Annotated in this window: 18 protein-coding genes; 5 read left to right on the forward strand and 13 right to left on the reverse strand. The window is 64.0% G+C overall.

The window, feature by feature from the left end; all coding sequences use genetic code 11:
- Positions 1-8: 8 nt before the first annotated feature.
- A complete protein-coding gene (locus ACODTA_RS03755; RefSeq protein WP_489064457.1) occupies positions 9-1187 on the forward strand; it encodes an MFS transporter in 1179 nt (392 codons plus the stop codon).
- On the opposite strand, the gene ACODTA_RS03760 is transcribed toward ACODTA_RS03755, so the two are convergent.
- The 4 genes from ACODTA_RS03760 to ACODTA_RS03775 form a co-directional block, all read right to left on the reverse strand.
- Positions 1184-2167, reverse strand: coding sequence for an AraC family transcriptional regulator (locus ACODTA_RS03760; RefSeq protein WP_489064458.1), 984 nt, complete (start codon positions 2165-2167; stop codon positions 1184-1186). The two genes, ACODTA_RS03755 and ACODTA_RS03760, sit on opposite strands and share 4 nt — an antisense overlap.
- Positions 2168-2251: 84 nt before the next feature.
- Positions 2252-3715: a xylulokinase gene (locus ACODTA_RS03765; protein ID WP_489064459.1), complete on the reverse strand. Its 1464-nt coding sequence runs from the start codon at positions 3713-3715 to the stop codon at positions 2252-2254.
- Positions 3708-4472 (reverse strand): tryptophan synthase subunit alpha, encoded by a 765-nt coding sequence (locus ACODTA_RS03770; protein WP_489064460.1) that lies wholly within the window; start codon positions 4470-4472, stop codon positions 3708-3710. The genes ACODTA_RS03765 and ACODTA_RS03770 overlap by 8 nt, the downstream gene beginning before the upstream one ends.
- A 26-nt stretch (positions 4473-4498) precedes the next feature.
- A complete protein-coding gene (locus ACODTA_RS03775; RefSeq protein WP_489064461.1) occupies positions 4499-6772 on the reverse strand; it encodes a TonB-dependent receptor in 2274 nt (757 codons plus the stop codon).
- Positions 6773-6981: 209 nt separating this feature from the next.
- On the opposite strand from ACODTA_RS03775, the gene ACODTA_RS03780 reads away from it, so the two are divergent.
- The 3 genes from ACODTA_RS03780 to ACODTA_RS03790 all read left to right on the forward strand — a co-directional run bounded on the left by ACODTA_RS03780 (position 6982) and on the right by ACODTA_RS03790 (position 9262).
- Complete coding sequence (locus ACODTA_RS03780; RefSeq protein WP_489064462.1) at positions 6982-7359, forward strand: BlaI/MecI/CopY family transcriptional regulator; 378 nt, start codon at positions 6982-6984, stop codon at positions 7357-7359.
- Entirely contained in the window at positions 7356-8816 is a 1461-nt protein-coding gene (locus ACODTA_RS03785; RefSeq protein ID WP_489064463.1) for a M56 family metallopeptidase, read from the forward strand. The genes ACODTA_RS03780 and ACODTA_RS03785 overlap by 4 nt, the downstream gene beginning before the upstream one ends.
- Before the next feature lie 110 nt (positions 8817-8926).
- On the forward strand, positions 8927-9262 hold the full coding sequence (locus ACODTA_RS03790; RefSeq protein ID WP_489064464.1) for a UrcA family protein: 336 nt from the start codon (positions 8927-8929) through the stop codon (positions 9260-9262).
- 22 nt (positions 9263-9284) lie between these two features.
- Here the strand turns inward: ACODTA_RS03790 and ACODTA_RS03795 are convergent, their stop codons facing one another.
- The 5 genes from ACODTA_RS03795 to ACODTA_RS03815 all read right to left on the reverse strand — a co-directional run bounded on the left by ACODTA_RS03795 (position 9285) and on the right by ACODTA_RS03815 (position 16487).
- A complete protein-coding gene (locus ACODTA_RS03795; protein WP_489064465.1) occupies positions 9285-11468 on the reverse strand; it encodes a TonB-dependent receptor in 2184 nt (727 codons plus the stop codon).
- 110 nt (positions 11469-11578) lie between these two features.
- The gene (locus ACODTA_RS03800) at positions 11579-12952 is read right to left on the reverse strand and encodes a spinster family MFS transporter (protein ID WP_489064466.1); all 1374 of its coding nucleotides are present in this window, start codon (positions 12950-12952) and stop codon (positions 11579-11581) included.
- A 53-nt stretch (positions 12953-13005) separates the two neighbouring features.
- On the reverse strand, positions 13006-13989 hold the full coding sequence (locus ACODTA_RS03805; RefSeq protein WP_489064467.1) for an NAD(P)H-quinone oxidoreductase: 984 nt from the start codon (positions 13987-13989) through the stop codon (positions 13006-13008).
- On the reverse strand, positions 13986-15629 hold the full coding sequence (locus tag ACODTA_RS03810) for an AMP-binding protein (protein ID WP_489064468.1): 1644 nt from the start codon (positions 15627-15629) through the stop codon (positions 13986-13988). The genes ACODTA_RS03805 and ACODTA_RS03810 overlap by 4 nt, the downstream gene beginning before the upstream one ends.
- Before the next feature lie 81 nt (positions 15630-15710).
- Positions 15711-16487, reverse strand: coding sequence for an AraC family transcriptional regulator (locus ACODTA_RS03815; RefSeq protein ID WP_489064469.1), 777 nt, complete (start codon positions 16485-16487; stop codon positions 15711-15713).
- A gap of 89 nt (positions 16488-16576) precedes the next feature.
- Between ACODTA_RS03815 and ACODTA_RS03820 the strand changes: the two genes are divergently transcribed.
- Positions 16577-17191: a pyridoxamine 5'-phosphate oxidase family protein gene (locus ACODTA_RS03820; RefSeq protein WP_489064470.1), complete on the forward strand. Its 615-nt coding sequence runs from the start codon at positions 16577-16579 to the stop codon at positions 17189-17191.
- A 40-nt stretch (positions 17192-17231) separates the two neighbouring features.
- On the opposite strand, the gene ACODTA_RS03825 is transcribed toward ACODTA_RS03820, so the two are convergent.
- From ACODTA_RS03825 to ACODTA_RS03840, 4 genes are all read right to left on the reverse strand, one after another.
- The gene (locus ACODTA_RS03825) at positions 17232-19556 is read right to left on the reverse strand and encodes a TonB-dependent receptor (RefSeq protein WP_489064471.1); all 2325 of its coding nucleotides are present in this window, start codon (positions 19554-19556) and stop codon (positions 17232-17234) included.
- 79 nt (positions 19557-19635) lie between these two features.
- Positions 19636-20601 (reverse strand): FecR family protein, encoded by a 966-nt coding sequence (locus tag ACODTA_RS03830; RefSeq protein ID WP_489064472.1) that lies wholly within the window; start codon positions 20599-20601, stop codon positions 19636-19638.
- A complete protein-coding gene (locus ACODTA_RS03835; RefSeq protein ID WP_489064473.1) occupies positions 20598-21170 on the reverse strand; it encodes an RNA polymerase sigma factor in 573 nt (190 codons plus the stop codon). The genes ACODTA_RS03830 and ACODTA_RS03835 overlap by 4 nt, the downstream gene beginning before the upstream one ends.
- Positions 21171-21270: 100 nt before the next feature.
- Positions 21271-23337, reverse strand: a complete 2067-nt coding sequence (locus ACODTA_RS03840) for a TonB-dependent receptor plug domain-containing protein (RefSeq protein ID WP_489064474.1) — start codon at positions 23335-23337, stop codon at positions 21271-21273.
- Positions 23338-23377 lie beyond the last annotated feature (40 nt).

The following is a 23377-nucleotide window of genomic DNA, read 5'->3' on the forward strand; positions in this document are numbered from 1 at the left end:
GAGGCAGGATGACAAACAGGGATCGCACGGCCGCGGCGATATGCGTCTATCTCGGCGGTTTTGTCATCGGCCTCACGCTCGTCAGCTTCCCGGCGAGCAGCGTCGTCCTGCGCGCCGCGCACGGCTTCTCGAACGCGCAATATGGCGCGATCTATATCCCGCAGTTGGCGGCAGCGGTAATCGGCGCGATCGGGGGAGGCGCGGCTTCGCGCATGGTGAGCCTGCGGACGATGTTCCTCGCGTCGCTCGGCTGCTTCTGTATCGCCGAGATATTGCTGGCGCTTTCACTCGGCGCCGCGCCGACGGTCGCGCTGGCAATGATCATGGCGGCGACAGCGGCGTTCGGCTTTGGCTTTGGCTTCGGCGGCGGGCCGCTCAACGCCTTCGCCGCATTGCTCTTTCCCGAACGCCAGGGCAGCGCCGTCACCGCGCTCCATATGTGCGCCGGCGCTGGATTGACACTGGCCCCCGTCTATTTCGCGGCGCTGGCCGACGAAGGGCTATGGGTGGCAGGCCCGATATCGCTCGCAGCAACAAGCGCGATGCTGCTGGCGCTCGCGCTGGTCACGCGCTTCCCGGCGTCGGCACCTCGATCCGCAGGTGAACCCGCGATGCGCCATCCGGGGCGCTCATTGTTTTTCTGGATGTGCGCGGGCGCGGCGATGCTCTATTCGGTGGCGGAGGGCACGTTCTCCAACTGGGCGATCCTGTTCCTGACGGAAGAGCGCGGCCTGGAGCCGGCACGCGCCGCGCTGGCGCTGACATGTTTCTGGGCCGCGCTCACCGCCGGCCGCCTACTCGCGACCGTGATCGCCGCGCGCATTCCGCCGGCCACATTCCTGTTGACCTTGCCCGTATTCATGATGGGCACGCTCTTCACGCTGCCGTGGATCGACGGCCCCATCACCGCTTATGCAGGCTTCGCCATGGCGGGCCTATCCTGTTCAGCCTTCTTCCCCATGCTCGTCGCCTTCACGGCCGGCCGCTCGCCCGACGCGATCTCCTGGATCGCATCGATGCTCACGGCGGCCATGATGGTCGGTGTCGGGATCGGATCCTATGCCGTGGGCGCCTTGCGTGGAAACGCGCCGATCGCGGCGCTCTATGGAGAGGCGGTGCTTGCGCCGCTCCTCTGCCTTGCCTGTGTGGTCGCAAGCATCGTCTTGATGCGGCGAACGGCGCGTTAACGCCGGAGCGTCTCCGACGGCAATTCGTCGAAGCGGCGGCGATATTCGGACGAGAAACGGCCGAGATGCGTGAAGCCCCATTCCATCGCCAGCTCGCTCACCGTCGTCGGCGCACTCGCTTCCAGCAACGCATCGCGCACGCCTTCCAGTCGGCGATTGCGGATATAAAGGAGCGGCGGCGTACCCACGAAACGCTCGAACCCGGTATAAAGCGCGCGGGCACTGACGGCGGCGGCTTCGACCAGCGCGTCCATGCTGATATCCTCGCGCAGATTATGCTCGATATAGTCGAGCGCGCGCCGCACATGACGCGGCATCGCGCCGGATGAGGCCGCCCGCAGTGAATCGCTGTAATTGTTGGGCTGGCCGAGCAGCAGCAATGTCATCAGCGCGCTTTCGATCTCCGCGGAAACACGGCGTTCACCGAACAGGCCGGGATCGAGCTCATATTGATCGAACAGGAAATTGGAGAGCCGCACGATCGAAACGCCCGGCTCGCTCGACAGGCTGATAAGCGGATCGAAGACGATGGGTTGCGTGATCGCCCGGCCGAGCATGTCTGCGACGCGCCGCTCCATCGCCGCGCGGGAAATCTTGATCATCCGCTGGCCGCAATCCTCGGACCAGATCGAACGGACATGTTCGGTGGGCGAAACGATCGTTGCGGTCCCCACCTGATTGCGGACGGCACGGCCGGCATGTTCGAGCTGCGTCCAGCCGGACAATGGCAATTCCAGCATGAAGAAGGTCTCGAAAAGACCGGCGTCGATCTCCACCTCCGCACCATATTGCAGATAGTTCAGCGAGACGTTGCCGAGCGGCACACGATGATGACGCGCATCGACGAACCGCTGCCGGCCGCGCACCAGGGTGTGATGATTACAGTAGGAACCTGCCAGATAGTGGCTGAATTCGCCGACGTCGCTCGAAACGAGACCGATGCGCGAAGACAAAGGAAGCGTAACAGGATCGTCGAGCATCGTTCTTTCCTTCACGAACGATAATTCACAAATCTGTCTTAAACACCCAGAAAGTTCAAGCTTAAAACAAAGTGGATCCGAATATCAGATCGCTTCAAGCGCCTTGAGCTGGCGATACGCCGCCATGTAGTGCGACATCATGCGCAAATAACGGGACGACTTTTCCGGATCGGGCCGAAATGTCCGTTCCACACGGACAAGCGCGCTCGATGCTTCGGCGATCGAGCGATAATGGCCAATGCCGATCCCGGCCATGATCGCCGCGCCAACCGCGCCTGTATCCAGGCATTCGACGCGGTGGAGCGGAATGCCCAACACGTCCGCACGGATCTGTGCCCAAAGATCCGAACGATTGCCCGTGCCGCCCAGATAGAGAGCCTCGGGACGTCCCCCCACCGCCTTCGCCGCGCCATCGAGCACCAGCCGCGCTGACAGTGCAACGCCTTCGAGCGCGGCGAGCGCCAGTTGTGGCGCCGCGTCATGCGAATTCATGCCTATAAAGGCGCCGCGTGCCCGCGCATCCCACAAAGGTGCGCGCTCACCCTCCAGGTGCGGCAGGAACAGCACGCCATCACCGTTGCCCGATCGATCGGCGAGCGCCGCGCGATCGAGGACGTCCTGATGCGTCATATCGAAAAGCGCGGCCATCCAGCGCAGCGTATCTCCGCCACTTTGCGTTGGTCCGGCCTGGACATGCCAGCCATCGACGGCGGCGAAACTGACGATGCCAGGATAGCCCCCGGGGCGATCGCCGATCAGCGCGATGATCTCGCTGGTACCGCTGATATAGCTGCCCTCCCCCGGCCGCGCAGCGCCCGAACCGAACAGGCAGCCAAAGGCATCCATCGTTCCGTTGACGACAGCGGCGGCGCAATCGGGCCAATGTGGATGACGCAGATGGCCGATCACCGCGCGAAACGGTGCGAGCGGCGCCACGCGCTCACGCGCACCGGGCACCAGCGTCATCAACGCGTCGATATAGGTGCCCGATGTATCGACCAGATCGAACGCGGCCAGCGGATCGGCGGTCCACATGCCGGTCAGATGGCGCAACAGGAAGTCCTTGGGAGACAGGACTTTCACCGTCCGCGCCCAGATGTCGGGCGCGGACGCCGCCATATACGCCATTTGCGGCAGCATATGGCTCGCGCTGACAGCCATGCCCGACGGCCACCAGCGTCGCCGCTGCGGTTCGGAGATCATTGCATCCAGCCGGCAAGCCTGTTCCGCCGCGCGGACATCCTGCCACACGATCGCGGGCGCCAGCGGAACCCCATCCCCGTCCACAAAGACGTAGGTGTTGACCTGACTGCACACGCCAATCGCGCGAATATCCGTCGGCGCACGCCCCGCCATGATCCGATCCGCGACGGACCAGAAGCTCTCCAGCCAGTCCCATGCATCCTGCTCCACACGGCCATCGGCGAAACGATGCGTGGGGTAAACGGTGGCCTCCGCAACCAGAATCTGGCCATTGAGATCGTAGAGCACCCCTTTGAGCGAGGTGGTTCCAAGATCGATGCCCAGGATATAGCCCTGCTCAGCCATCGAGCGCGGACCTCACCCGATCGAGGAAGCGTGCGATCTCGTCAGGCCCCTGCATCGCCTTGCGCACGCACATCGATCCGATCACCGCGCCGTCTGCACCGGCATCGACAGCCGCCCGCGCCTGGTCTGACGTACCGATGCCGAAGCCGGCCAGGATCGGACGAGATACGCCCGCGCGCCGCGCCGCCGCGATCGTGTCCGCCAGCCGCGGATCAAGACGGTCGCGCGGACCGGTGACGCCGGCGGCCGCCTGCACCATCACATATCCATCCCATGCGGCGGCGGCGGCAAGATCCTCATCGGTGAAATCGAGCTTGAGCAGCCCGCATGTCCGCACGCCCGGCGGGAAAGCGCCCGGTGGCGTGCCGACGATCAGCATGCCGTCGAGCCCCGGCCAGCCGGCGATGCGCGAAAGGTCGAGATCGGCATAGGCCATGCAGACCCCAGCGGGCCCGTCGGGCTCGCCCGCCAGCCACGCCGCCATATCAGCCAGCCGGGCATAGGGATCGATCCCGCTCGCCAATGCGCGACGCATCGCCCCGGCGACATCCGCGCCGTCCATGTAGGGATCGGCGGAGGGCAGGCCGAGTTCGAAGAGATCGACCCCCGCTGAACGATAGATCGCGTCGATGCCATTCGCGAAGACCGGATCGCCGAGCGGGAAATAACAGGCGAGGATCGGGTGCCCACGCGCCGCGAGGCGATCGAGCCCGTTGCCACGCAACGCATGCGCGGCCTGGTTGAAGTTGTTCGACATGAAGGGTCCGAGCTGACGGGAACGGATCAGAAGGACCGGCGAACGGACAAGCTCCATTCGCGCGGCCTGGCGTAGACGCCCTCGACATAGCCGAAGCCGCCGAACTCATTGTTGCCGGTCAGTAGATAGCGCTTGTCGGCGATATTCTTGACGCCGGCTGCGACCTGCCAGGCCTTGTCGGCGGTATCGAGGACGATGCCCGCATTGAACAGGCTGAAGCCGGGCTGCGCGATATTCTCGCTGTTCGCCGCGTCGTTGTAGGTCTTCGAACGATAGGCCCAGTCGCCACGCAAGGTGAGATCGCCGAAGTCGCCCAAGGGAATGACATAGCTTGCCGATGCCGCCAGCGACCATCGCGGCGAATTGACGAAACGATTGTCCTTGGTGATGCCCTGCGATGGATCGAAATTGATATCGAACCGCGTATAGCCCGTATCGAGATAGCCTGCGGAGAATTGCAATGTGAGCGGCGATACCGGCTTCAGCGTCAGTTCCGCCTCGGCCCCATAGACGCGGCCGGCGGCGGCATTGCCGGTGCCCGGCGCGATCACGTCGAGGATACGGACCTGGATATCCTGATAGCGCGTGTAGAAACCCGCCAGATCAAAACGCAACGTGCCCGCCGCGTTCGACGTCTTCAGCCCGGCCTCGAACACGTCGGCCTTTTCGGGCTCGAACGATCCGGGCACCGCGCGCGGCGGAAAGACGCGCTGATTGAATCCGCCGGACTTGAACCCCTGCGAGAACGACACATAGGTCATCAGCCGGTCGGTCCATTGATAGTCGGCGCCGAGCAGGACCGAGAAATTGTCGAATTTCCGCCTCGACTGCACCTGCGGCAGGATGCGCTGGCCATTGGTGAAGCCAGCGCCGCCGAACAGCGCCTGCGTATAATCGTAGAACAGCACCTGCTGGTCGGGCGTGAAGCGCTTGGTCTCGTCGGTATAGCGCGCGCCGGCCGTCAGCCGGAGCTTGTCGGTCGCCTTGAAGCTGAGATGCGCGAAACCTGCCAGGCTGTCGTTCTTAACCGCGCCACCGCTCTTGATCAGGATGACCGAGGTGTAGACATTGTTGAGATTGTCGCCCTTCTCGGTGAAATAATAGCCGCCCAGCAGCCAGTCGAGCCGATCGTCGAGCGCGGAGCCGAACAACTGGATTTCCTGGCTGAACTGCTGCTGGCTGATATCGTCATAGGTCTCGACGATCGTATAGGGCGAATTGTCGGTATCGCGACCGAACTGGCTGTCGAACTTGCGGAACGCGGTGATCGATTTGACCGTCAGGCCGCTCAGATCATATTCGGCGGTGCCAGACACGCCCCATAGATCGAGATGCGAGATCGCGTTGGGATTGTCGCCCTGGAAGGTCCGATATGGGCCGCCCTGCGTGAACCGCGCATCATATTGCGGCAGGCTCAGCGCGGGCGCGATCACGCCATTGAAAGGCCCGAAAGTCGGCGCGCCGGCATTGGGATTGAAATCCAGCAGCTTCTGCGCCTGTGCCTGTTCGCGGCGGCGCGTGACATCCGCCGCGAGATCGATGGTCAGGCGATCGGTCGGCTTCCAGCGCAGCGCCACGCGGCCGATCAGCGCATTCACATCGCCCAGACGCGGACCGCCCTGGTTGCGGACATAGCCGTCCTGATTGAGCGTCGCCGCCGAGATCCGGACACCGAGCGTGTCGGAAATCGGCAAGTCGAGAACGCCCTTCACATCGACGCGGTTGCGGCTGCCCGTCTTCGCCTCGATCGATCCGCCCAGCGTATCCCCGGGGGGTTTGGACGTGATGTTGATCGCGCCGCCGATCGTGTTCTTGCCGAACAAGGTGCCCTGCGGTCCGCGCAGCACTTCGACGCGTTGCACATCGACCAGATCAAGCACGCCCCCCACCGAGCGCGCGATATAGACGCCGTCGAGATAGAGGCCGACGCCGGGATCGGTGACGAGCGTGAAGTCGCTCTGGCCGATGCCGCGGATATAGATCGACGCCGCCGTATTGCTGCCGGAGATCGGCGCCGAGGAATTGAAGACGAGATTGGGCGTGGACTGCGCGATCTGCGAGACATTGTCGACCTGCCGCGATTGCAGGTCCGCCGCCGTGAACGCAGTGATCGAGACCGGCACCTTCTGAAGCGATTCCTCGCGGCGGCGGGCGGTGACGACGATATCGCCGATGCTCTCGTCCGCAGCGACCTGAGCGCCGGCATTTTCAGTCTGCGCAAAGGCCGGCATGCCGCACACCGCCAGCCCGCTGGCCGACGCCAGTGCCGCCATCCGCACGAATTTCATCTGATCGATCATCTTATCCCCCCGTCCTTATGGTCTGGACATTCGATGGAGGCGATAAGGCAATGAACCCGTTTCACCGTCTATCCAACGACTGCGCCCGATGTCCACGCCCTGACGGAGTCGCGCATTTGCCCGCGCCACGGGCACTTTCGGCGCGCCTACGATGAGGCTTGCACACCCGCTACATTTGTAACATGCTACAGATGTAGCAGGAGATGATCATGATCGAGTCGTTGCCGCGTCGCGAACGCGAGGTATTCGAAACGCTATGCCGCCTGGGTCAGGCGACCGCCTCGGCCGTTCGCACCGCGATGGACGATCCGCCGAGCGATTCCGCGATACGCACATTGCTCGGCCGGCTCGAAGCCAAGGCGCTGATTTCGCATCACACGGTCAACCAAGCTTATGTTTACACGCCGGCTCGCCAAGCCGTCGGCATTGCCGAAACCGCGCTGGAACGTCTGGTCCAGACCTTTTTCCAGGGTTCGGCGGCGCGGGCAGCGACCGCGCTGCTGGGGATGGAAACCCGGCTCGATCCCAATGAAATCGAGATGCTTCAGCGCGCCATCGACAAGGCACGCGAGGAGTCCGGGCAATGATCGCTTTGCTGATCGACCTCGGCTGGAAATCCGCGCTGATCTGCGGCGTGGCGCTGATGCTCGTCCATATGTTGCGCAATCGCGCCGCTATAGAGCGCGTGACCTTGCTGCGTGTGGCGGCAGCGCTGTTGCTGGCACTTCCGGCGTTCACCCTCATTCTGCCGTCGCTCGAAATCGGCATCCTGCCATCGCAGGAAGCGCCGCCGATCAATGCTCCGGCGATCGCTCATATCGACGGGACTAACGCTCAGCCGGTGGAGGCCCCGGGCATATCGGCCATCGACATGGTCGGCCTTGTCTATGCCATGGGCGTCGCTTGCGTATTGCTGCGCCTATTCGCCGGCCTGTTGACGCTCGGACGGTGGACACGGACCGCGCGTCCCGTCTCTGATCCATATTGGCGTGCCGCTGTAGCCCGGGCGTCCGCCAGGCTGCGCCGGCCCGTCCGGCTGCTGGTATCATCGCAGGTCGGGGCTCCGTTGAGCTGGGGAGCAAGCTGGATCCTGATCGGCCCCGCGATCGAGGCCCGCCCTGAGCAGGCGGACGCCGTGATCGCCCATGAAATGGCGCATATCCGTCGCCTCGATTGGCCGATGCTCGTCATTTCGCGGCTTGCCGCCGCGCTGTTCTGGTTCAATCCGCTGGCTTGGCTGGTCGATCGCGAGCTTGCGCGTCAGGCCGAGCTCGCCGCAGATGAGGAAGCAGTTCGCCACGTCGCACACGCCGATTATGCGCAGACGTTGCTGACGGTTGCCAACATGGCCGCACACCCTGCGGCGTGTGGCATGTCGGCGCCGCGAACAATACTCGCGGTGCGGATCGGCCGGGTACTTGAAGGAACGCCGCGCCCGCCCGCCAACCGCTTGCTCTGCACGGCACTCCTGATTTGCGCGCCCGGCGTCATCGCGCCACTCGCCGCGGCGAAGCTGGTCAGCACGCCACTGGCAAACCACGATGCACCATCGGTGCGGGTACAATTCCAACCGCCGAAAATCCTTCGCGCCGTTCACATCCAGGACCAGCCAAAAGCGACGACACCACAGGCCAAACCACGATCTGTCGCGCGAACCACGGCGATCGCTGTTCCCGCCCCCAGCCCCGTGCCTGTCGTCACCACCCAGAAGCCGGAAAAATCACCAGAGGACGAGACACCTGCGCCCGCGCCGACCATGCGCCATGCGATGCTCACCCCGACGGAAGACGCCACCGAACGGCGGCGGGCCGAACGGCGAGGCCGCGCGATCATCGCGGCGGGCCGGCGTGAATTCGCCAAGGGACTGAGCGATTCCGCGAACGGCATGCGCAGGGAGGCGAACGCCCTGGAGGGCGCCGCCGCGCAAGACCGATTGCCGTCCAAGGATCGCGAGGAACATTTGCGCATGGCGCGATCGCTGCGCGTGCAGGCTGAGCAACTCGATGCGGAGGCCCGGCGGCTGATCCAGGAACCCCGGTCCTAGACATGAAGGCCGAGCTCGGCGGGCCGGCTCGAACCTGAATCCACATCATCCGAAACATCGCGCGATTCCGCGCCACGTGGCCGGCTTGTCCGGCGATCAAGGAGGTCGAAATGAAGTTGACCGGACTGATCCCCCTCGCCCTGCTTTGTGCATCGACGGCCCATGCGAACGACAGGCCGCATTCGACGATCGCACGCGTCCGATATACCGACCTGGCTCTCGATGATCCGTCGGGCCGTGCCGAACTGCGCCTGCGCGTGGCGGACGCGGCACAGCGCTTCTGCCAAATCCGCGGCGAGGACGTAACGCTCTACAAGTTTCGTAAAGATCCCAACGACTGCCCCGATCGACTCCGCAATTCGATCGTCCGCGAAATGCCGGGCGCGGTCTATCGCGCCTATAAACGCGCCCTGCGCGAAGCCGGCGTGAAATGGCGGCGCCTCTGATAAGCGCCGCCAGGAAAACAGATCAGAAACGGAAACTCGCCTCCAGCCCATATTGCCTCGGCGTGGCAGACGCGCAGGGATTGATGCGGTTGGCGTTGCCGATGAAACGGCCGACGAAACAGAAGGCGTCGTACCCCTTGTTGAACAGATTCTCCGCATAGGCGGTGAGCGTCCAGGCATCTCCGCCGATACCGAGCCGGGCATCGACCAGATTGACCGGCGCCTGGTTCTCGACATTGTCGAATCCCCAGTAGATGCGGCCGCGACGGACGAAATCGGTGCGCGCGGTCGCGTCGAGCGATCCGATATTCCAGCCATATTGCGCGGTCAGATTGATGCTGTGATCGGGGGTGAAAAGCAGGCGGTTGCCGTTGATATCGGCCTCGGTCAGGCCGGCGAATGCGTTGAACGGACCAAACTGGGTGATCTTCGAATCGACGACGCTGACGCCAGCGACAAGCTCCAGCCCCCGCATCGGCCGCAACCGCGCCTCCACCTCGATCCCCTTCGCCCGCGATTTCTGCGCGTTGATCAGGGCCTGCGACGCGGCGGCGGTGGAAAAGACGTAGAATTGCTGGTTCGAATAGTCCTGATAATAGATCGCGCCATTGAGGTTCAGCATTCCGTCAAGCGCGCGGGTCTTGAACCCGACTTCGTAGTTGCGCAGTTCCTCGGGTTGATAGACCCGGCCGAACACGGCGGTCGGATTGAAGCCGCCAGAACGGAAGCCTTCCGAATAGGTCGCGTAGATCAGGCTGTGCGCACCCGGCTTGTACGAGAGCGTGACCTTGGGCGAGGTCGCGGTGAACTTCTCCTTGAGCCCGGCGATGCGATCCTCGCGCCGGTCTTCATCGTAGCGAAGCCCGGCCGCCAGCTCGAGCTGGGGCGTGATGTCGAACTCCGCCTGCCCGAAGACCGAGCGCACCTGGTTCGGCTGATCGGTCGGCACGCGCTGCGCCAGCACCAATGTCTTGAGCGCGGGATCCTTGTTGGGGTTGGTGTTCACATACACATTCTGCGCGCGGATACGGTCCTGATCCTGGTAGAAGCCGCCGACCGACCAGCGGAACCGACGATCGTCGGGAGAGGTAAAGCGCAATTCGAACGTGGTCGACTTTGCGGTATCGGGAGAGGTCAGCACCTCGGTCAACGAACGTTGCAGAAAGTCGATATCCACGGTGCGCGGGATCGTCACCTTCTGGTGATTGGCGATCGCTGTGAACGTGCCGATCTCTGTCGCATAGTCGATCTTGCCCGAGAAATCGTTCACGGTCAGATCGGCTTCGGTCAGGTAATCGCTCTGGATGATCCCGGTGGGCAGGCCCAGCGCCGGCGGCACGTTGTCCGCGCGCCAATAGGTCGAACCCGAGTGGTAATCCATGCGGGTATAGGTGAAGTCGGCGGTGAGTTCGGCCGTCGGCGTGAACAGCAGCCGGGCGCGGCCGGCGCCGCCCTTCCGGAAATCGACGGGCTTGTTCAGGAATTCGTTCATGATCAATCCGTCGAACTTCTGCGCGACACCGCTGAAGCCGAAGAAGATCTTGTCCTTGACGATCGGGCCATAGATGCCGCCGCGAACCTTGTAGAGATCGCCATTGCCGATCGTGGCGGTGATATGGCCGGACCAGTCGTTGGTCGGCCGCCGCGTCACGATGTTGATCGCGCCGCCCGTCGAATTGCGGCCGTATAGCGTGCCCTGCGGTCCCTTCAGCACCTCGATCTGCGCGATATCGAACAGATCCTGCCCCATCAGGTAGGAATTGCCGTATACCACGCCGTCGACGACGAAGGCGACCGGCGCATCGGCGTTGGGATTGTTCGAAACGCCCCGGATCGTGAAGGTGCTGACGCTGGGTGACCAGTCTCCCGAGAAATAGACACCGGGAGTCAGATCGGCGAAGTCGGCGACCGACTGGATGCCTGCCGCCTGAATATCGGCGCTGGTGAAGACTGAAACCGACTCCGGAATATCCTCCAGCCGCTCCGCACGCTTGCGGCCGGTGATGATGATATCCTGCGTTTCCGTGGCGTCGGCGCTCGCGGCGGCATCGACCTGATCGGGAGACTGTGCCGATGCGATCGACGGCGCAAGCATCAGCGGCAGCGCGATCCCCGCCAGCAGCCATGCCCGGCATGTATCACGCGCGCCCGCGCTCCGTGCCAGCAGATCGATACTCCGCAGACGCCCCATTTCACGATTGCCCATCCCGCTATCCTCTCGCCCTGGCAGCGCGCCAGCCGCACCGCCCCGACCGGACTGCACTTTCTACAGTTCCGACCGGATGGTATGCATTCACTATGGAATGCTGAGTCTTGTCAATGGGATTCTGCGGAAAGCCTGCGCGGTTGCGCCCGCTGATCGGCGCGAATGCGGCGAAACGGCGCGAAAGCGAGGAATAGCGCGCCAAGCCCGAAGGGTGTGAGAGCGGCGGCGACCAGAGAAAGCGATCGGCCGACAGCGCGTGGATCGGCGAACAGATAATCGGTTGCGAGCGCGACGATGATCGGGCCAAGCCCGGTCCCGATCAGCGCGACGACGAGAAAATAGATCGCGGTCACCTGCGCGCGAAGCCGATTGGGCACCGAGAGTTGGAGCGCCGCCGCCGCCAGGCCGACGGGTGCACTCAACAACAACGTCGCCACCGCGATCCCGGCAAGCGCGAGCCCGGCCGACGGCAGCAATGGCCCAGCCACCGCGAAAGGGAGCGCGATCAGCCCGGCGAAGAAGGCCGTCCGCAACGGCGCGTCGCTGACGCCCGCCGATTGCCGGGCGTCGGCGATCCATCCGCCTCCGAACGCCCCCGCCGCCCCGCAGATCAGCAGCACCAGGCCATAACCAAGCCCCACCTCGCCCGCCGTCCAATCATGCACGCGCATCAGGAACGAGGGCACCCAGGAGATGAAGCCGATGATCACGATGCCGAGCAGCGAGAAACCGGTGGTCATGCCGATCAGCAGCCGGGGATTGGCGCCGAGATAGGCGAAGAGTTCGGCGCGCCCGACGCCCGGCGCCTGATCGGTCGCGACCGCGCCGCCATGATCGCGACGAAGGGGTTCGCGGATCGTGGCGACCAGCAGCGCTGCGGGCAATCCGATCAAGCCGACCAGTACGAAGACCGTCTGCCAGGGCCGCATCTCACCGATGAGCGGCGCGACGAGCGGCGGCATCCGCGCGATCGCCTCGATCACCGCGCCACCGACAAGCAGCGCGATGCCACCCCCGGCATAGACGCCCAGCGAATACAGCCCCGTCGCGCGCGCCAGGCGTTCGGGCGGGAAATAATCGGCCAGGAGCGAATAAGCAGGCGGCGACAACGCCGCCTCCCCCACGCCAACGCCCACCCGTGCAGCGAAAAGCTGCCAGAAACCGCGTGCCGCGCCGCACAAGGCCGTCATCAGACACCAGGTGACGATGCCGGCCAGGATGATGTTGCGCCGCGATTTCCGGTCCGCCAGACGCGCGATCGGAATGCCCAGCACGCAATAGAAAAGCGCGAAAGCGAGCCCCTGGAGCAGGCCGATCTGCGTGTCGCTGATCGAAAGATCGGCCTGGATCGGCGCCACCAACAGCGTCAGGATCTGGCGGTCGATGAACGAGACCATATAGGCCAGCGACAGCACCGACGCGACATACCAGGCATAAGCGGGCGACGGCCATGGCACATCGTTGCTGCTGTCCTCGACTGCCATCCGATTACCCTTTTCGATTGAGAATTCCGCCGGACGGTCACGAAGCGACGCGGTCAGGGCTGGATCACGACCTTTCCGTGATGCCCGCTTTCGTCCATGCGACGTTGCGCCTCCGCCGCCTGGTCGAGCGGGAAGCAGGCATCGACGTGGAGCGGAAAGCCCCCTGCCCGATCGAGCAGCGGCGCGGCATGAGCCCAGCCCCGTGACAGGGCCCTCCCCTTTTCGGCGAGCGTGCGGAAGAACAATGTGGACCCAAGCAGGCTGACGCGCTTCGCCATCAGCGGCAGGATATCGACGGTGCCGGTGCGTCCAGCCATCATCCCGATCATCACGATCCGCCCCTTCGGCGCGGCGAGCGAGACGCTGCGCGACAGCGTCTCGCCCCCGGCCATGTCGAGGATCAAATCATAGCCAGCCCCACCGCTCGCCTCGCGCAACTGCTCCTCGACGTCGCTCACGCGATAATCGATGGCGGAGACCGCCCCTGCCGCCCGCGCGACCGCGCATTTCTCGGCGCCACCGGCGGTGGTGACGACGGTGCAGCCGATATGGCGCGCGATCGCGATCGAGAGCGAACCGATCACGCTGGCGCCACCGTTGATCAGCACGCGCTCGCCGGCGCAAGGGCGCCCGCGATCGATCAGGCTGGTCCAGATGGTCGCCACAGCCTCCGGCACGCCGGCCGCCTGTTCGGCGGACAGGCCGTCGGGCCAGGGAATGACAAGACGCTCATCAACCGCGCAATAGTCGGCATAACCGCCGCCCAGCGACAGCGCCATCACCCGATCCCCCACAGCGAATCCGCGCACGCGACGCCCAACGGCCTCGACCACGCCGGAAACCTCCAGCCCCGGAATGACGCTCCAACCCTCCGGAATCGGCGCCTGTTGCTGCTGGAGCAGCAGGTCCGCACGATTGACTCCCGCCGCGTGAGTGCGGATCAGCACGTCGCGCCCGCCCGGCGCCGGAACCGGCAAATCCTTCAGCGCGAGCACCTCGGGGCCGCCCCGTCCCGTCACGACGATCGCGCGCATCATGCCAGCTTCTGCCGCTTGATGACGATGCCCGCCGCCTCTCGATCCCAAGTGTCCGCCGTCACCCCTTCCTCGCGCAGGAACGGCTTGCGAACCTTGTTCGTCGGCGTCTTGGGCAGCGCCGCCATGAAGCGGATATATCGGGGCACCATGAAGTGTGCCATGCGTGGTTCCAGGAACGCCGTCAGGTCGACTGGATCGATCGTGCGGTCCGGATGCGGCTCTACCACAATCATCACTTCGTGCTCGCCATATTCGCTGTCGGCGCGGATGGCCGCCACATCCTTGACGTCGGGGTGCGCCAGCACCTGCGTTTCCACTTCCAGCGACGAGATATTCTCGCCGCGCCGACGGATCGTATCCTTCATCCGATCGATGAAATAATAGCGGCCCTCCGCATCGCGCCGAAAGGCGTCGCCCGTATGGAACCATCCATTGCGCCAGGCCTCCGCCGTGGCGGCCGGATCCTCATGATAGCCATGGTTCATCGACCAGGGCAGATCCGCGCGGATGATCAGTTCGCCGACTTCGCCATCCGGCACCGGCATGTCATGCGCATCGACGATCCGGCATTCGATGCCGCTGCGCGGCCGCCCGCAATAACCCTGCACCGTCGTGTTGACCTCCGCGATCAGCGGGATCGGCGCCTCCGTCATGCCATAGCCGGTGGTGTAGTCGAAGCCGTGCCGCCGGGCGAGACCGATGGTGACGTCGTTGACGGGCGCGACGAGCACCTGGCGGAGCGGATTGTCGAGATCCCTGGAGGACGGCGGGATCTTGGCCAAGAAGGTCGTCATGCTGCCGACCATGCCGCAGGTGGCGACCGCGTTGGTTTCCCGGACCTGATCCCAAAAGCCGTTGGTGCTGAAGGAATCGAACAATGCGATCGTGCCACGTCGGGCGAGCGTGCCGTATACGCCGCCGGCGGCGCCGATATGAAAAAGCGGCATGTTGACCATCACCGTCTCGCCCGCGTCGATAAATCCCACGGCGGAGACCCCGACAGTGTAGAAATGCAGGCCGCTGCACAGCACGCCCTTGGATGGACCGGTGGTGCCCGATGTGTAGATGATCGAATGCGTGTCCCACGGCTCGACGCCGCAATCCTCTGGTAATGCTCCATCATCAGCGTCGAGCGTATCGAACGCCTGTACGGTGATCTCATGGTTCACGACCGGCGCCGCGTCACCCGCGACGAAGAGGTGCTCGATCCGTCCTATCGATACGGCGTCCAGTCGATCGACGAGCCCGGCATGGGCGATCATCACCCGTGCGCCCGAATTGGCGATGACATGTTCGAGCAGGCCGCCGCGATAGGCGATGTTTATCGGCGAGTAGACCGCGCCCAGGATCGCCGTCGCGAACCATGACTTGAGCAATTCGGGACCGTTCGGCGCCCAGACGAGCACGCGATCGCCCTTGGCGACACCGAGTTCGCGAAGTCCGGCGGCGGCACGGCGGGCATGGCCCAGCGCCTCCGCCCATGTCCAGGTCGCGCCATTTTCGAAGCGCACAAGAATGCGATCGGGATGTTCGGCCGCGCCGCGATCGATGATGCGGCCGAGAACGCAATCGTCCCGTCGCGGCATAGCGGGATCGTACCAGTCAGGATTGTGCGTCATCGCGTCTTCGTCTCTCCGCATCCTGGCCATCATCCGTGGCCTCCGCAGGAGATACTACATACCATCCGGTCGGTATCAATAGATTTTTGCGTCCAACTTGTCTTAGAGGCGTCGGCGGTAAGATGCTGGCGTGTCGCCGAACGTCCGACGGAACACGGCGATGAACGCGCTGGCGGTGGAAAAGCCCAGATCGAGCGCGACGTTGGTGACCGGATGGCCGATCGCGAGCATTTCGAGGGAGCGCAACAGCCGGACACGCTGGCGCCACGCGGTGAATGTGAAGCCCGTCTCCGTGACGAAGCGGCGGCTAACTGTTCTTGCGCTGACCCCGGCCCAATCCGCCCAACCATTCAGGTCGCGCATATCGGCGGGATCGTCGGCCAGCGCACCAGCGATCCGCGCCAGACGGGAATCGCGCGGCATCGGTAAGCCAAGCGCCTCACGTGGCAATGTGCGGATCTCGTCCAGCACCACCGCCGCCAGATGCGCGTGGGCCGGGCCAAGCGGCGACAATGGCCAACCCGCAGCGCGCATGACAGCCTCACGCAACAGGCCCGATATACGGATCGCACAAGGATTGCTCGGCAGATCGACGCAAGCCGCTTCCGAGACATAGGCGGCCCATCCCTCGAACGGACCATGCGATCTCGCCCAATGACGATGATGTGGCGGCAGCCAGACCGCATGGATCGCAGGTACGATCCACACCGCATCCTCCACGCCCACCGTCAAGACTCCCCGACTCGATCCAAACAACTGCCCGCGCGCATGCGCGTGCGCCACCGCCCCCAATTCCCCATCCTCCTTGCCCGCCGCGACAAAGAAAAAGGGTTCGGCGGCGGAATCGAGAAAGGACGGATCGAGCGACAGGTCCACCATGGCGCCATTATGCCATCGAATGGCATCAACACGCTACAGCCGCCATCGATTAACCCGCTATCCTGATACGATCAGCCAGGGAGCCGGCGATGAGTACCGACAATATCCAGCTCGATCTCGACACGCTCTATGCGGCGCCGTCGCCGATGATCGAAAAAGCGATGCTCGACCGGATCGTCGAGTTCCACGAAGCCTATCTGCGTGTGGCGACGTTCTTTTGCCTCGCGACCGGCCGCGGCGATGGGCTCGACGCATCGCCGCGCGGTGGCCCGCCAGGATTTGTTCATGTGCTGGACCCGCGCCAGATCGCCTTTGCCGATTGGCCGGGCAACAACCGCATCGAATCGATGCGCAATATCCAGGCCGACGATCGCATCGCGATGCTGTTCCTGTTTCCCGGGCTGGAGGTGTTCCTGCGCATCAACGGTCATGCGCGCGTCTCGATCGAACCCACCCTGCTCGATCGACTGAAGGAAGGCGGCCGCATGCCCAAGGCCGCAACGGTCGTAGCGGTCGATCAGGTGCTGTTCCACTGCGGCAAGGCGGTCAATCGCGCCGGCCTCTGGTCGCCCGATGCCCATATCGATCGAAACACGCTGCCCACCGTGGGCAAGGTGCTCGTCGCACTGGCCGATCTGCAGGACGCCGATGCCGACGCCTTCGATGCACACTATGATCACGCCGTTCGCCACGAACTCTATTGAAGCACATAACGCCTTCCCTCAGCCGCGTTCGTGAAGCGCGTCAGAAGCTCGCCTTCACCTTGGCGCCGATCACGCGCGGTCGGGGACGGGTGCCGAAACCCAGCGCTTCAAGCGGATCCTGCCGACCATTCTCGCCCAGCAGATTCTCGCCGAACAGCTCGACGCCCCAGCGGCCATGCTCCAGCCCGATCCGCGCGTTGAGCATGTTGAGGGTGTTCGTGCGAAAGGCGACGATGTCCAGGCTGCGATCGGTGACGGTGCCGGGGCCGATCTGGTTATAATCGACGCGAACGAAACCCGGCCTCTCCGCGCTCCAGTCGAAACGATACTCGGCCGAGGCCGCGATCGAATAATCCGGGATATAGTCGAGCCGGTCGCCGGTGATGTTCGACGTCGAGGCAGGCAGCACAAAGACCAGTTCCGTACTGGTGACGTTGCCACTCAGTTGCAGCGTGAGATTCTTCACCGGATCGACAGCGAACGACCAGTCGACACCATAGATCTCGGCATTGCCGGCATTCATCAAACCACCGAACACGCCCTGGCCGAGCACGAAGGCCTGATACCCCTTATACTTGCTGTAAAAGCCGGTAACGTCCCAGCGAAAGCCGCCGGACACCCCCTTCGTGCCCGCCTCGTACGACCAGACATTCTCGGGATCGAAGGTGGTGTTCACCCCGTTGCCCTGAAAGCCACCACTGCGGAACCCCTTGGCGATATTGGCGTAGAGCGTGGCATTTCGGGCAAGATCATAAGACGCGTAGAAGCGCGGATTGACGGATTCAAAGGTCCCGGCCTGATCGGGTGCCCCGTTACGCGCGCGCTTGCGGCTGTCGTGGAAATAGCGAAGCCCGGTGCCCAATTGGAAACGATCGGTGACCGAAAACGAGATGTCGCCGAACACCGAGATCGTTTCCGACTTGTCGCTGGAATCCACCGAATCCACACCCAGGAACTCGCCCTCGGAATAAAGGTCGAGCACCTGCAGCCGGTCGATCGTCTCGTCGGTGTAGAAGGCGCCCACCACCCAGTTCAGCCGGCGCTTGCCGGTCGAGCTGAGGCGCACCTCCTGCGTGAACGACTTGCTGTCGAGCGTATCGCGATTGAAGGTCTCCAGCCCCGGCAGCTTCAGCGCGACACCCGCATTATATTTGTGCGCATCGACATGGCTGGTCGAGCTCATCAGTTGTACGCCGCCGAAATCATAGGTCGCCGTGAGGTTGTAGATCTCGTAATTGTCGACCAGCGCTTCTTGCGCCAGCGGATCGCCATTCGGAAAATCCACGTCATAATGCTTGTCGGCGCCTACTGTCAGGCCATCGCCCTTGTTGCGATGGACGACGACGGTGCCCGCGATGTCCAGTCCATCGGCAGGCCGCCACAGCCCCTTCACGCGGATGTTGCGAATAAGCTGGTCGTTGATATCCTTCCGGCCTGCCGCCGGCTGATCGATCCAGCCGCCGATATTGGCGAGCGTCCCCGAAACGCGGAAACCCAGCACATCGTCGATCACCGGCACGTTGACGAAACCGCTGAACCGCTCGCTGAAATCGCCGTGCCTGGTGGCATAGGCAGACAGGCTGGCTTCGCCCGAAACGCTGTTCAGATCGGGGTTGCGCGTAATGAAGCGAACGGTGCCGCCCGCCGACCCCTGGCCATAAAGCGTGCCCTGCGGCCCACGCAGCACTTCCACCCGTTCCAGGTCGACAAGTTGCAGGTCGAGCTGCCCCAGCGACGCCCCCGTCACCGGGATTTCGTCCATATAGACGCCGACAAGGGAGGCGATGCCGTTGGGATTGGCGACGCCACGCAGGAAGATCTGGTTCTGTCCCGGCCCGGATTCGATCACCACCAACCCCGGCACGCCGCGCGATAGATCGAGCAGCGAAACCGCCCCCCGCCGCTCCAGTTCGGCCTGCGATACGGCGGTGATGCTCATCGGTACGTCGATCAGCTTCTGCTCGCGGCGCGCGGCGGTGACGACAATATCGTCATAAACCTCCTCGCCAGTGCCGTCATCCGTGGTCAACGCGGCTTCATCCGTCATCGACGTGCGCATCTGGTTGCGGACGATCGCGATCGCGCCTGCGGTTCCGGCACGCGCGCTGAAGCCGCTATTCATCAGGATCGCGTCGAGCGCGGCATCGACGGTCGCGGTGCCGCGATACCCCTTCGACCGCGCGCCGCGCACCTCGTCGGCCTTGTAGATGATCGGACGCCCGGCCTGTCGACCATAGGCATCGAGCGCAGATTTCAGGCTCCCCGCCGGAATATTGAACTGGCGCTGCTGCGCATAGGCCGGTGTCGCGAGCGCCGCGATGCAGATGCCCGCCGCCAGCGAAGCATGATGGCCGTTGATCCTCATATCCCATCCCCCTTATCGGTCGCGTCCGCGCGTATCCGTCATGGGAGGGAGACAAGGCTGCGTCGCGAAACTGTAATGATCAGTCCGAAATTTTTATCGCCTCGGGCGTTTCGACCACTTTCACGCCATAGGCATCGCGCAGCAGCCGTGCGAAAACCTCCGGCTTGGAAGCGGGGAACATGCCGCCGATCCGGATCGCGCCTGCCTCCGCGTCGATCACCACCATCGGCTTGCTGTTGTAGCGATTGAACTCCGCCGCCACGTCGGACAGGCTGGTCTGGTCGAAACTCAGCATACCCGTGCGCCACGCCAGCGCGCCTTCGACGCGCGCCTGCGATCGCGCCGTCACGAGCGTCGCATCGCCCTCGGCAAGAGCGATATCGCCGCGCGAGATGATCGCCGAACGCATATCGCGCCCACCATCGACCTCATCGACACGCACACGCCCTTCGAGCACCGACACCGTTACCTTGCTGGCATCGCGGCGAACCGAGAATTTGGTGCCAAGCACGGTGATCTGGCGATCACCGGCATGAACGACGAACGGGCGCCCCTCCAGATGCGCGACCTCGAAATAAGCCTCGCCCTTGTCGAGCCACACTTCACGCGCCCGATCGGTCACGGCGGTCCGCACCGTCGATGCGGTGTTGAGTTGCACCCGGCTGCCATCGGCCAGCCCGATCAACCGTCGTCCGCCAACCGGGGTCTCATAGGCCATGGTCCGGACCGCCGGAGCAGGATCGCGCGCGACCATGTACCCCCCGCCGATCATGATCGCGAGCGACGCAGCGATCGCACCTGGCACCCACCGACGACGCGGTGCCGGTGCCATCGATTCCACCACCTCGACGACGGCAGGTCCGAGCGCCCCGATCCTGTCCGCCTCACGCCAGCTATGCTTCAAACGCCAATAGGCCGCTCGATTGCCGTCCGCCTCGGCGAGCCAGGCATCGAGCGCGGACTGGTCCGCCGCCGACCAGCCGCCATCTTCCTGCGCGATCAGAAAGGCGGCCGCACGGTCGTTCGCCTGCTGCGCGCGGCTCATGCCTCACCGCCTTTCCGGTGGCGGCGGCCGAATTTGGGCCGGATCACCTTGCCGCTGCCCCCCAGCATGAAATCGGCGAGCGCCTTCATTCCCATCATCACCTGATGATTGACCGCGTCCTTGCCGATGCCAAGCCGTTCGGCGGTTTCCTGCACGTTAAGCCCCTCGATCTTGCGCAACCGGACGATCTCGCGCACGCGCGGGCTCAGCCGTTCCAGCCCTTCATGGACGCGGCGCAACGCTTCGCGCGCGTTCAGATGGCGCTCGGCTTCGAACAGATCGACCTCACGGTCGATCGTCTCGAGATCGGCGACCAGATCGAAGGACACGATGCGCGCGCGCTTGGCGCGGTTGATCAGGTGATTGCGCGCGATCGTGAACAGATATTGGCGCGTATTCGCGGGCAAACCGCCGCGCCCGCCCGAGATCGCGAGTTCGTATACGTCATGGCGCAGATCGATCACATCGTCCTCGACCCGCCAGTTGCGCCGGATGAAATGCGTGAGCGACCGTTCGAGAGGCAGCACCTCCCGGCAGAACCAGTCTTCGAGGGCATCGTCGTCGACCATAGGGCCCGTCGGCTCTCCCAGCACGCATCACAAAGTCAGGACAATCGAGCGCGCAGGAACTGTAACGCAAATCGCAAGACACATGCGAGGGGACGAAAAATCAGAGCGTCTTCCGCAGTCTCACAAGGAAGAACGGGTCCATCACCGCGTAGCGGCGTTCGACGGAAATCAACCGCCCGGCACTGCGCGGACCATCATAGAGTTCGCGCTTCCGGCTGCGCGAACGGAAGCCGATATTCTCGAACATGAAGCGCAGCGACAGGCCCGGTTTCACCGTCCAGTCCCAATAGATCTTGGCCAGAGGATCGCTGTTGGCGGCGATCGTGCGGATCTCGTTGATCCTGTATGAGGTTTCGCTGAAGCCCGTGTAGAAATCGGCGGTGATCACCGATTTCAGGCGCGGCAGATCCTTGATGATCGTGATATCGCCCTGGAACGGGCGTTGCAGCGAGATCCGCCGGCGCTCCCCCGTCACCGGATCAGTAACGCGCGAGCGCCGCCAGTTCGCGTTCAGGCGGATCAGGGTGCCGCTCGCACCCAGCCGGTCGAGCGGCAGGCTCAGTGCCAGCTTCGCCTCCTGCCGCATGCCGCTGCCGATGTTGCCCGGTGCGTCGAAGCGCCCCTCGATCGGGATGAGATCGATCACGTCACTCAGTTCGGAATGGCTTGCGGTCAGCGTGATCGCGCCACGATCCCAGAAACGGCGCTCCACCGTTCCTTCGAACAGCCAGGCCTGTTCGGGGGTCAGGTCGGGATTGCCCGCATTCACCGTGCCGGTATCGAGTGCGGCGGTGGTCGCGAAATCGTCAAAATCGAGCTGGCTGATGATCCGTTCGGCGCGCAGGCGCACTTCCCACCCCTTCGCCGGTTCTATCGTCAGGTTGAGCCGGGGCTTCAGGAATTGCAGCGAACGGGACTGACGCGCATCGCCGTCGACACCGATCGTCGAACGTTCATAGCCGATCGCCGCTTCAGCGGTCAGTTGATTCCATATCTGCCAACGCGCGGAGCCCTCGGCGTCGATGCGACGTTCCTCGACACGCACCGTCGCCGATGGCAGCGGCACAGGAATACCACCGCGCGCCAGGCTGCTTTCGGCATCGAGGAAATTGAAGGTCCGCTCGATCCGCCCGTCGATCGTCAGGGTCGGCACAGGCACAAAGGTGCCCGATGCGCGCATGATTGATTCACCAGCAAGCGATCGCTCGCGCGAGACCTGTTCGGGGCCCGTACCGGTCGAACGGGTCAGGATCCTGTCACGTTCCCGGCTTTCGAGCGCCAGCGCGCGCAAGGTCAGCCGCGACGAGACTTCGCGTTCATATTCGATACTGGCGACACCGCGATCGGTCGCGACGTCGGCGGCCACCGTCTCGTGAAATTCCGTGCCCGCCGCGTTAGTCAGGTCGGTCACGTCCCGCCTGTCCTGGCGGTCGCGTTCGCCGTTCAGGCTGAAGCGTATGAAATCCGGGCCATCGCGATATTCCGCAGCGCCGTTACCGCCGATGATGAAGCGATCCCAATCGGCCTCGAAGCGGCCCCAGTCGGTCAACCGGCCATTGCCGTCGCGGCGCGAAATACGGCCGATGCCCGAGATTGTCTGGTCCTTGTCCTCGCGCCAGTGGAGCACGCCTTCGAGCGAGAATTTGCGCCCCTTCCGCGATCCTTCGATGCGCGCGATCCGGGCGGGGGCCGCATTGGTGTAGAACTTCGTCATGAACTCGGCTGCGAGCGATGTCGTCGCGCCCACACGGCGGATGATATTGGCCACCATGGTCTGGCCCCGCATATCGATGCCCGGCGCACCGCCACGGATCAGTTCGATCCGTTCTATGCCCGTGATCGGGATGCGCCGCAGGATATCGTCGAGATTCTGCGATTTGGTCGATGGGCGCTGCCCGTCGATCAGGACATTGCCCCCCGCCCCCGCCAATCCGCGGATAGTGGTATCGCCGCGATCATAGGTGAAGCCCGGGATGCGCGTGATCATCTCCAGCGCCATGGTCGGCTGATATTCGGCGAAGAACTCGGGCGGATAGGAAATCACGCTGCTCCCGCCGCGCACCAGCGGCGCGGGCATCTGGGGCTCCGGATCCTCCTGGGCACGCAACGGCGCCTCGCCCAGCGCCCCGAACGAACAGATCAAGCCGGCAGCCAGCCCTCCGCGCATTTCCGTCTCCCTCGATCGGGAAACCTATCGACGCGCAAGG

The sequence above is a fragment of the Sphingomonas sp. FG14 genome (genome assembly GCF_057809675.1).

Coding starts and splice junctions, on each gene's coding strand:
- ACODTA_RS03770 (WP_489064460.1), bottom strand. CDS start 4,472: ATGTCGAACAACTTCAACCAGGCCGCGCATGCGTTGCGTGGCAACGGG.
- ACODTA_RS03810 (WP_489064468.1), bottom strand. CDS start 15,629: ATGCGGAGAGACGAAGACGCGATGACGCACAATCCTGACTGGTACGAT.
- ACODTA_RS03825 (WP_489064471.1), bottom strand. CDS start 19,556: ATGAGGATCAACGGCCATCATGCTTCGCTGGCGGCGGGCATCTGCATC.
- ACODTA_RS03755 (WP_489064457.1), top strand. CDS start 9: ATGACAAACAGGGATCGCACGGCCGCGGCGATATGCGTCTATCTCGGC.
- ACODTA_RS03765 (WP_489064459.1), bottom strand. CDS start 3,715: ATGGCTGAGCAGGGCTATATCCTGGGCATCGATCTTGGAACCACCTCG.
- ACODTA_RS03830 (WP_489064472.1), bottom strand. CDS start 20,601: ATGAGCCGCGCGCAGCAGGCGAACGACCGTGCGGCCGCCTTTCTGATC.
- ACODTA_RS03800 (WP_489064466.1), bottom strand. CDS start 12,952: ATGGCAGTCGAGGACAGCAGCAACGATGTGCCATGGCCGTCGCCCGCT.
- ACODTA_RS03835 (WP_489064473.1), bottom strand. CDS start 21,170: ATGGTCGACGACGATGCCCTCGAAGACTGGTTCTGCCGGGAGGTGCTG.
- ACODTA_RS03785 (WP_489064463.1), top strand. CDS start 7,356: ATGATCGCTTTGCTGATCGACCTCGGCTGGAAATCCGCGCTGATCTGC.
- ACODTA_RS03760 (WP_489064458.1), bottom strand. CDS start 2,167: ATGCTCGACGATCCTGTTACGCTTCCTTTGTCTTCGCGCATCGGTCTC.
- ACODTA_RS03780 (WP_489064462.1), top strand. CDS start 6,982: ATGATCGAGTCGTTGCCGCGTCGCGAACGCGAGGTATTCGAAACGCTA.
- ACODTA_RS03820 (WP_489064470.1), top strand. CDS start 16,577: ATGAGTACCGACAATATCCAGCTCGATCTCGACACGCTCTATGCGGCG.
- ACODTA_RS03815 (WP_489064469.1), bottom strand. CDS start 16,487: ATGGTGGACCTGTCGCTCGATCCGTCCTTTCTCGATTCCGCCGCCGAA.
- ACODTA_RS03805 (WP_489064467.1), bottom strand. CDS start 13,989: ATGATGCGCGCGATCGTCGTGACGGGACGGGGCGGCCCCGAGGTGCTC.
- ACODTA_RS03840 (WP_489064474.1), bottom strand. CDS start 23,337: ATGCGCGGAGGGCTGGCTGCCGGCTTGATCTGTTCGTTCGGGGCGCTG.
- ACODTA_RS03775 (WP_489064461.1), bottom strand. CDS start 6,772: ATGATCGATCAGATGAAATTCGTGCGGATGGCGGCACTGGCGTCGGCC.
- ACODTA_RS03790 (WP_489064464.1), top strand. CDS start 8,927: ATGAAGTTGACCGGACTGATCCCCCTCGCCCTGCTTTGTGCATCGACG.
- ACODTA_RS03795 (WP_489064465.1), bottom strand. CDS start 11,468: ATGGGCAATCGTGAAATGGGGCGTCTGCGGAGTATCGATCTGCTGGCA.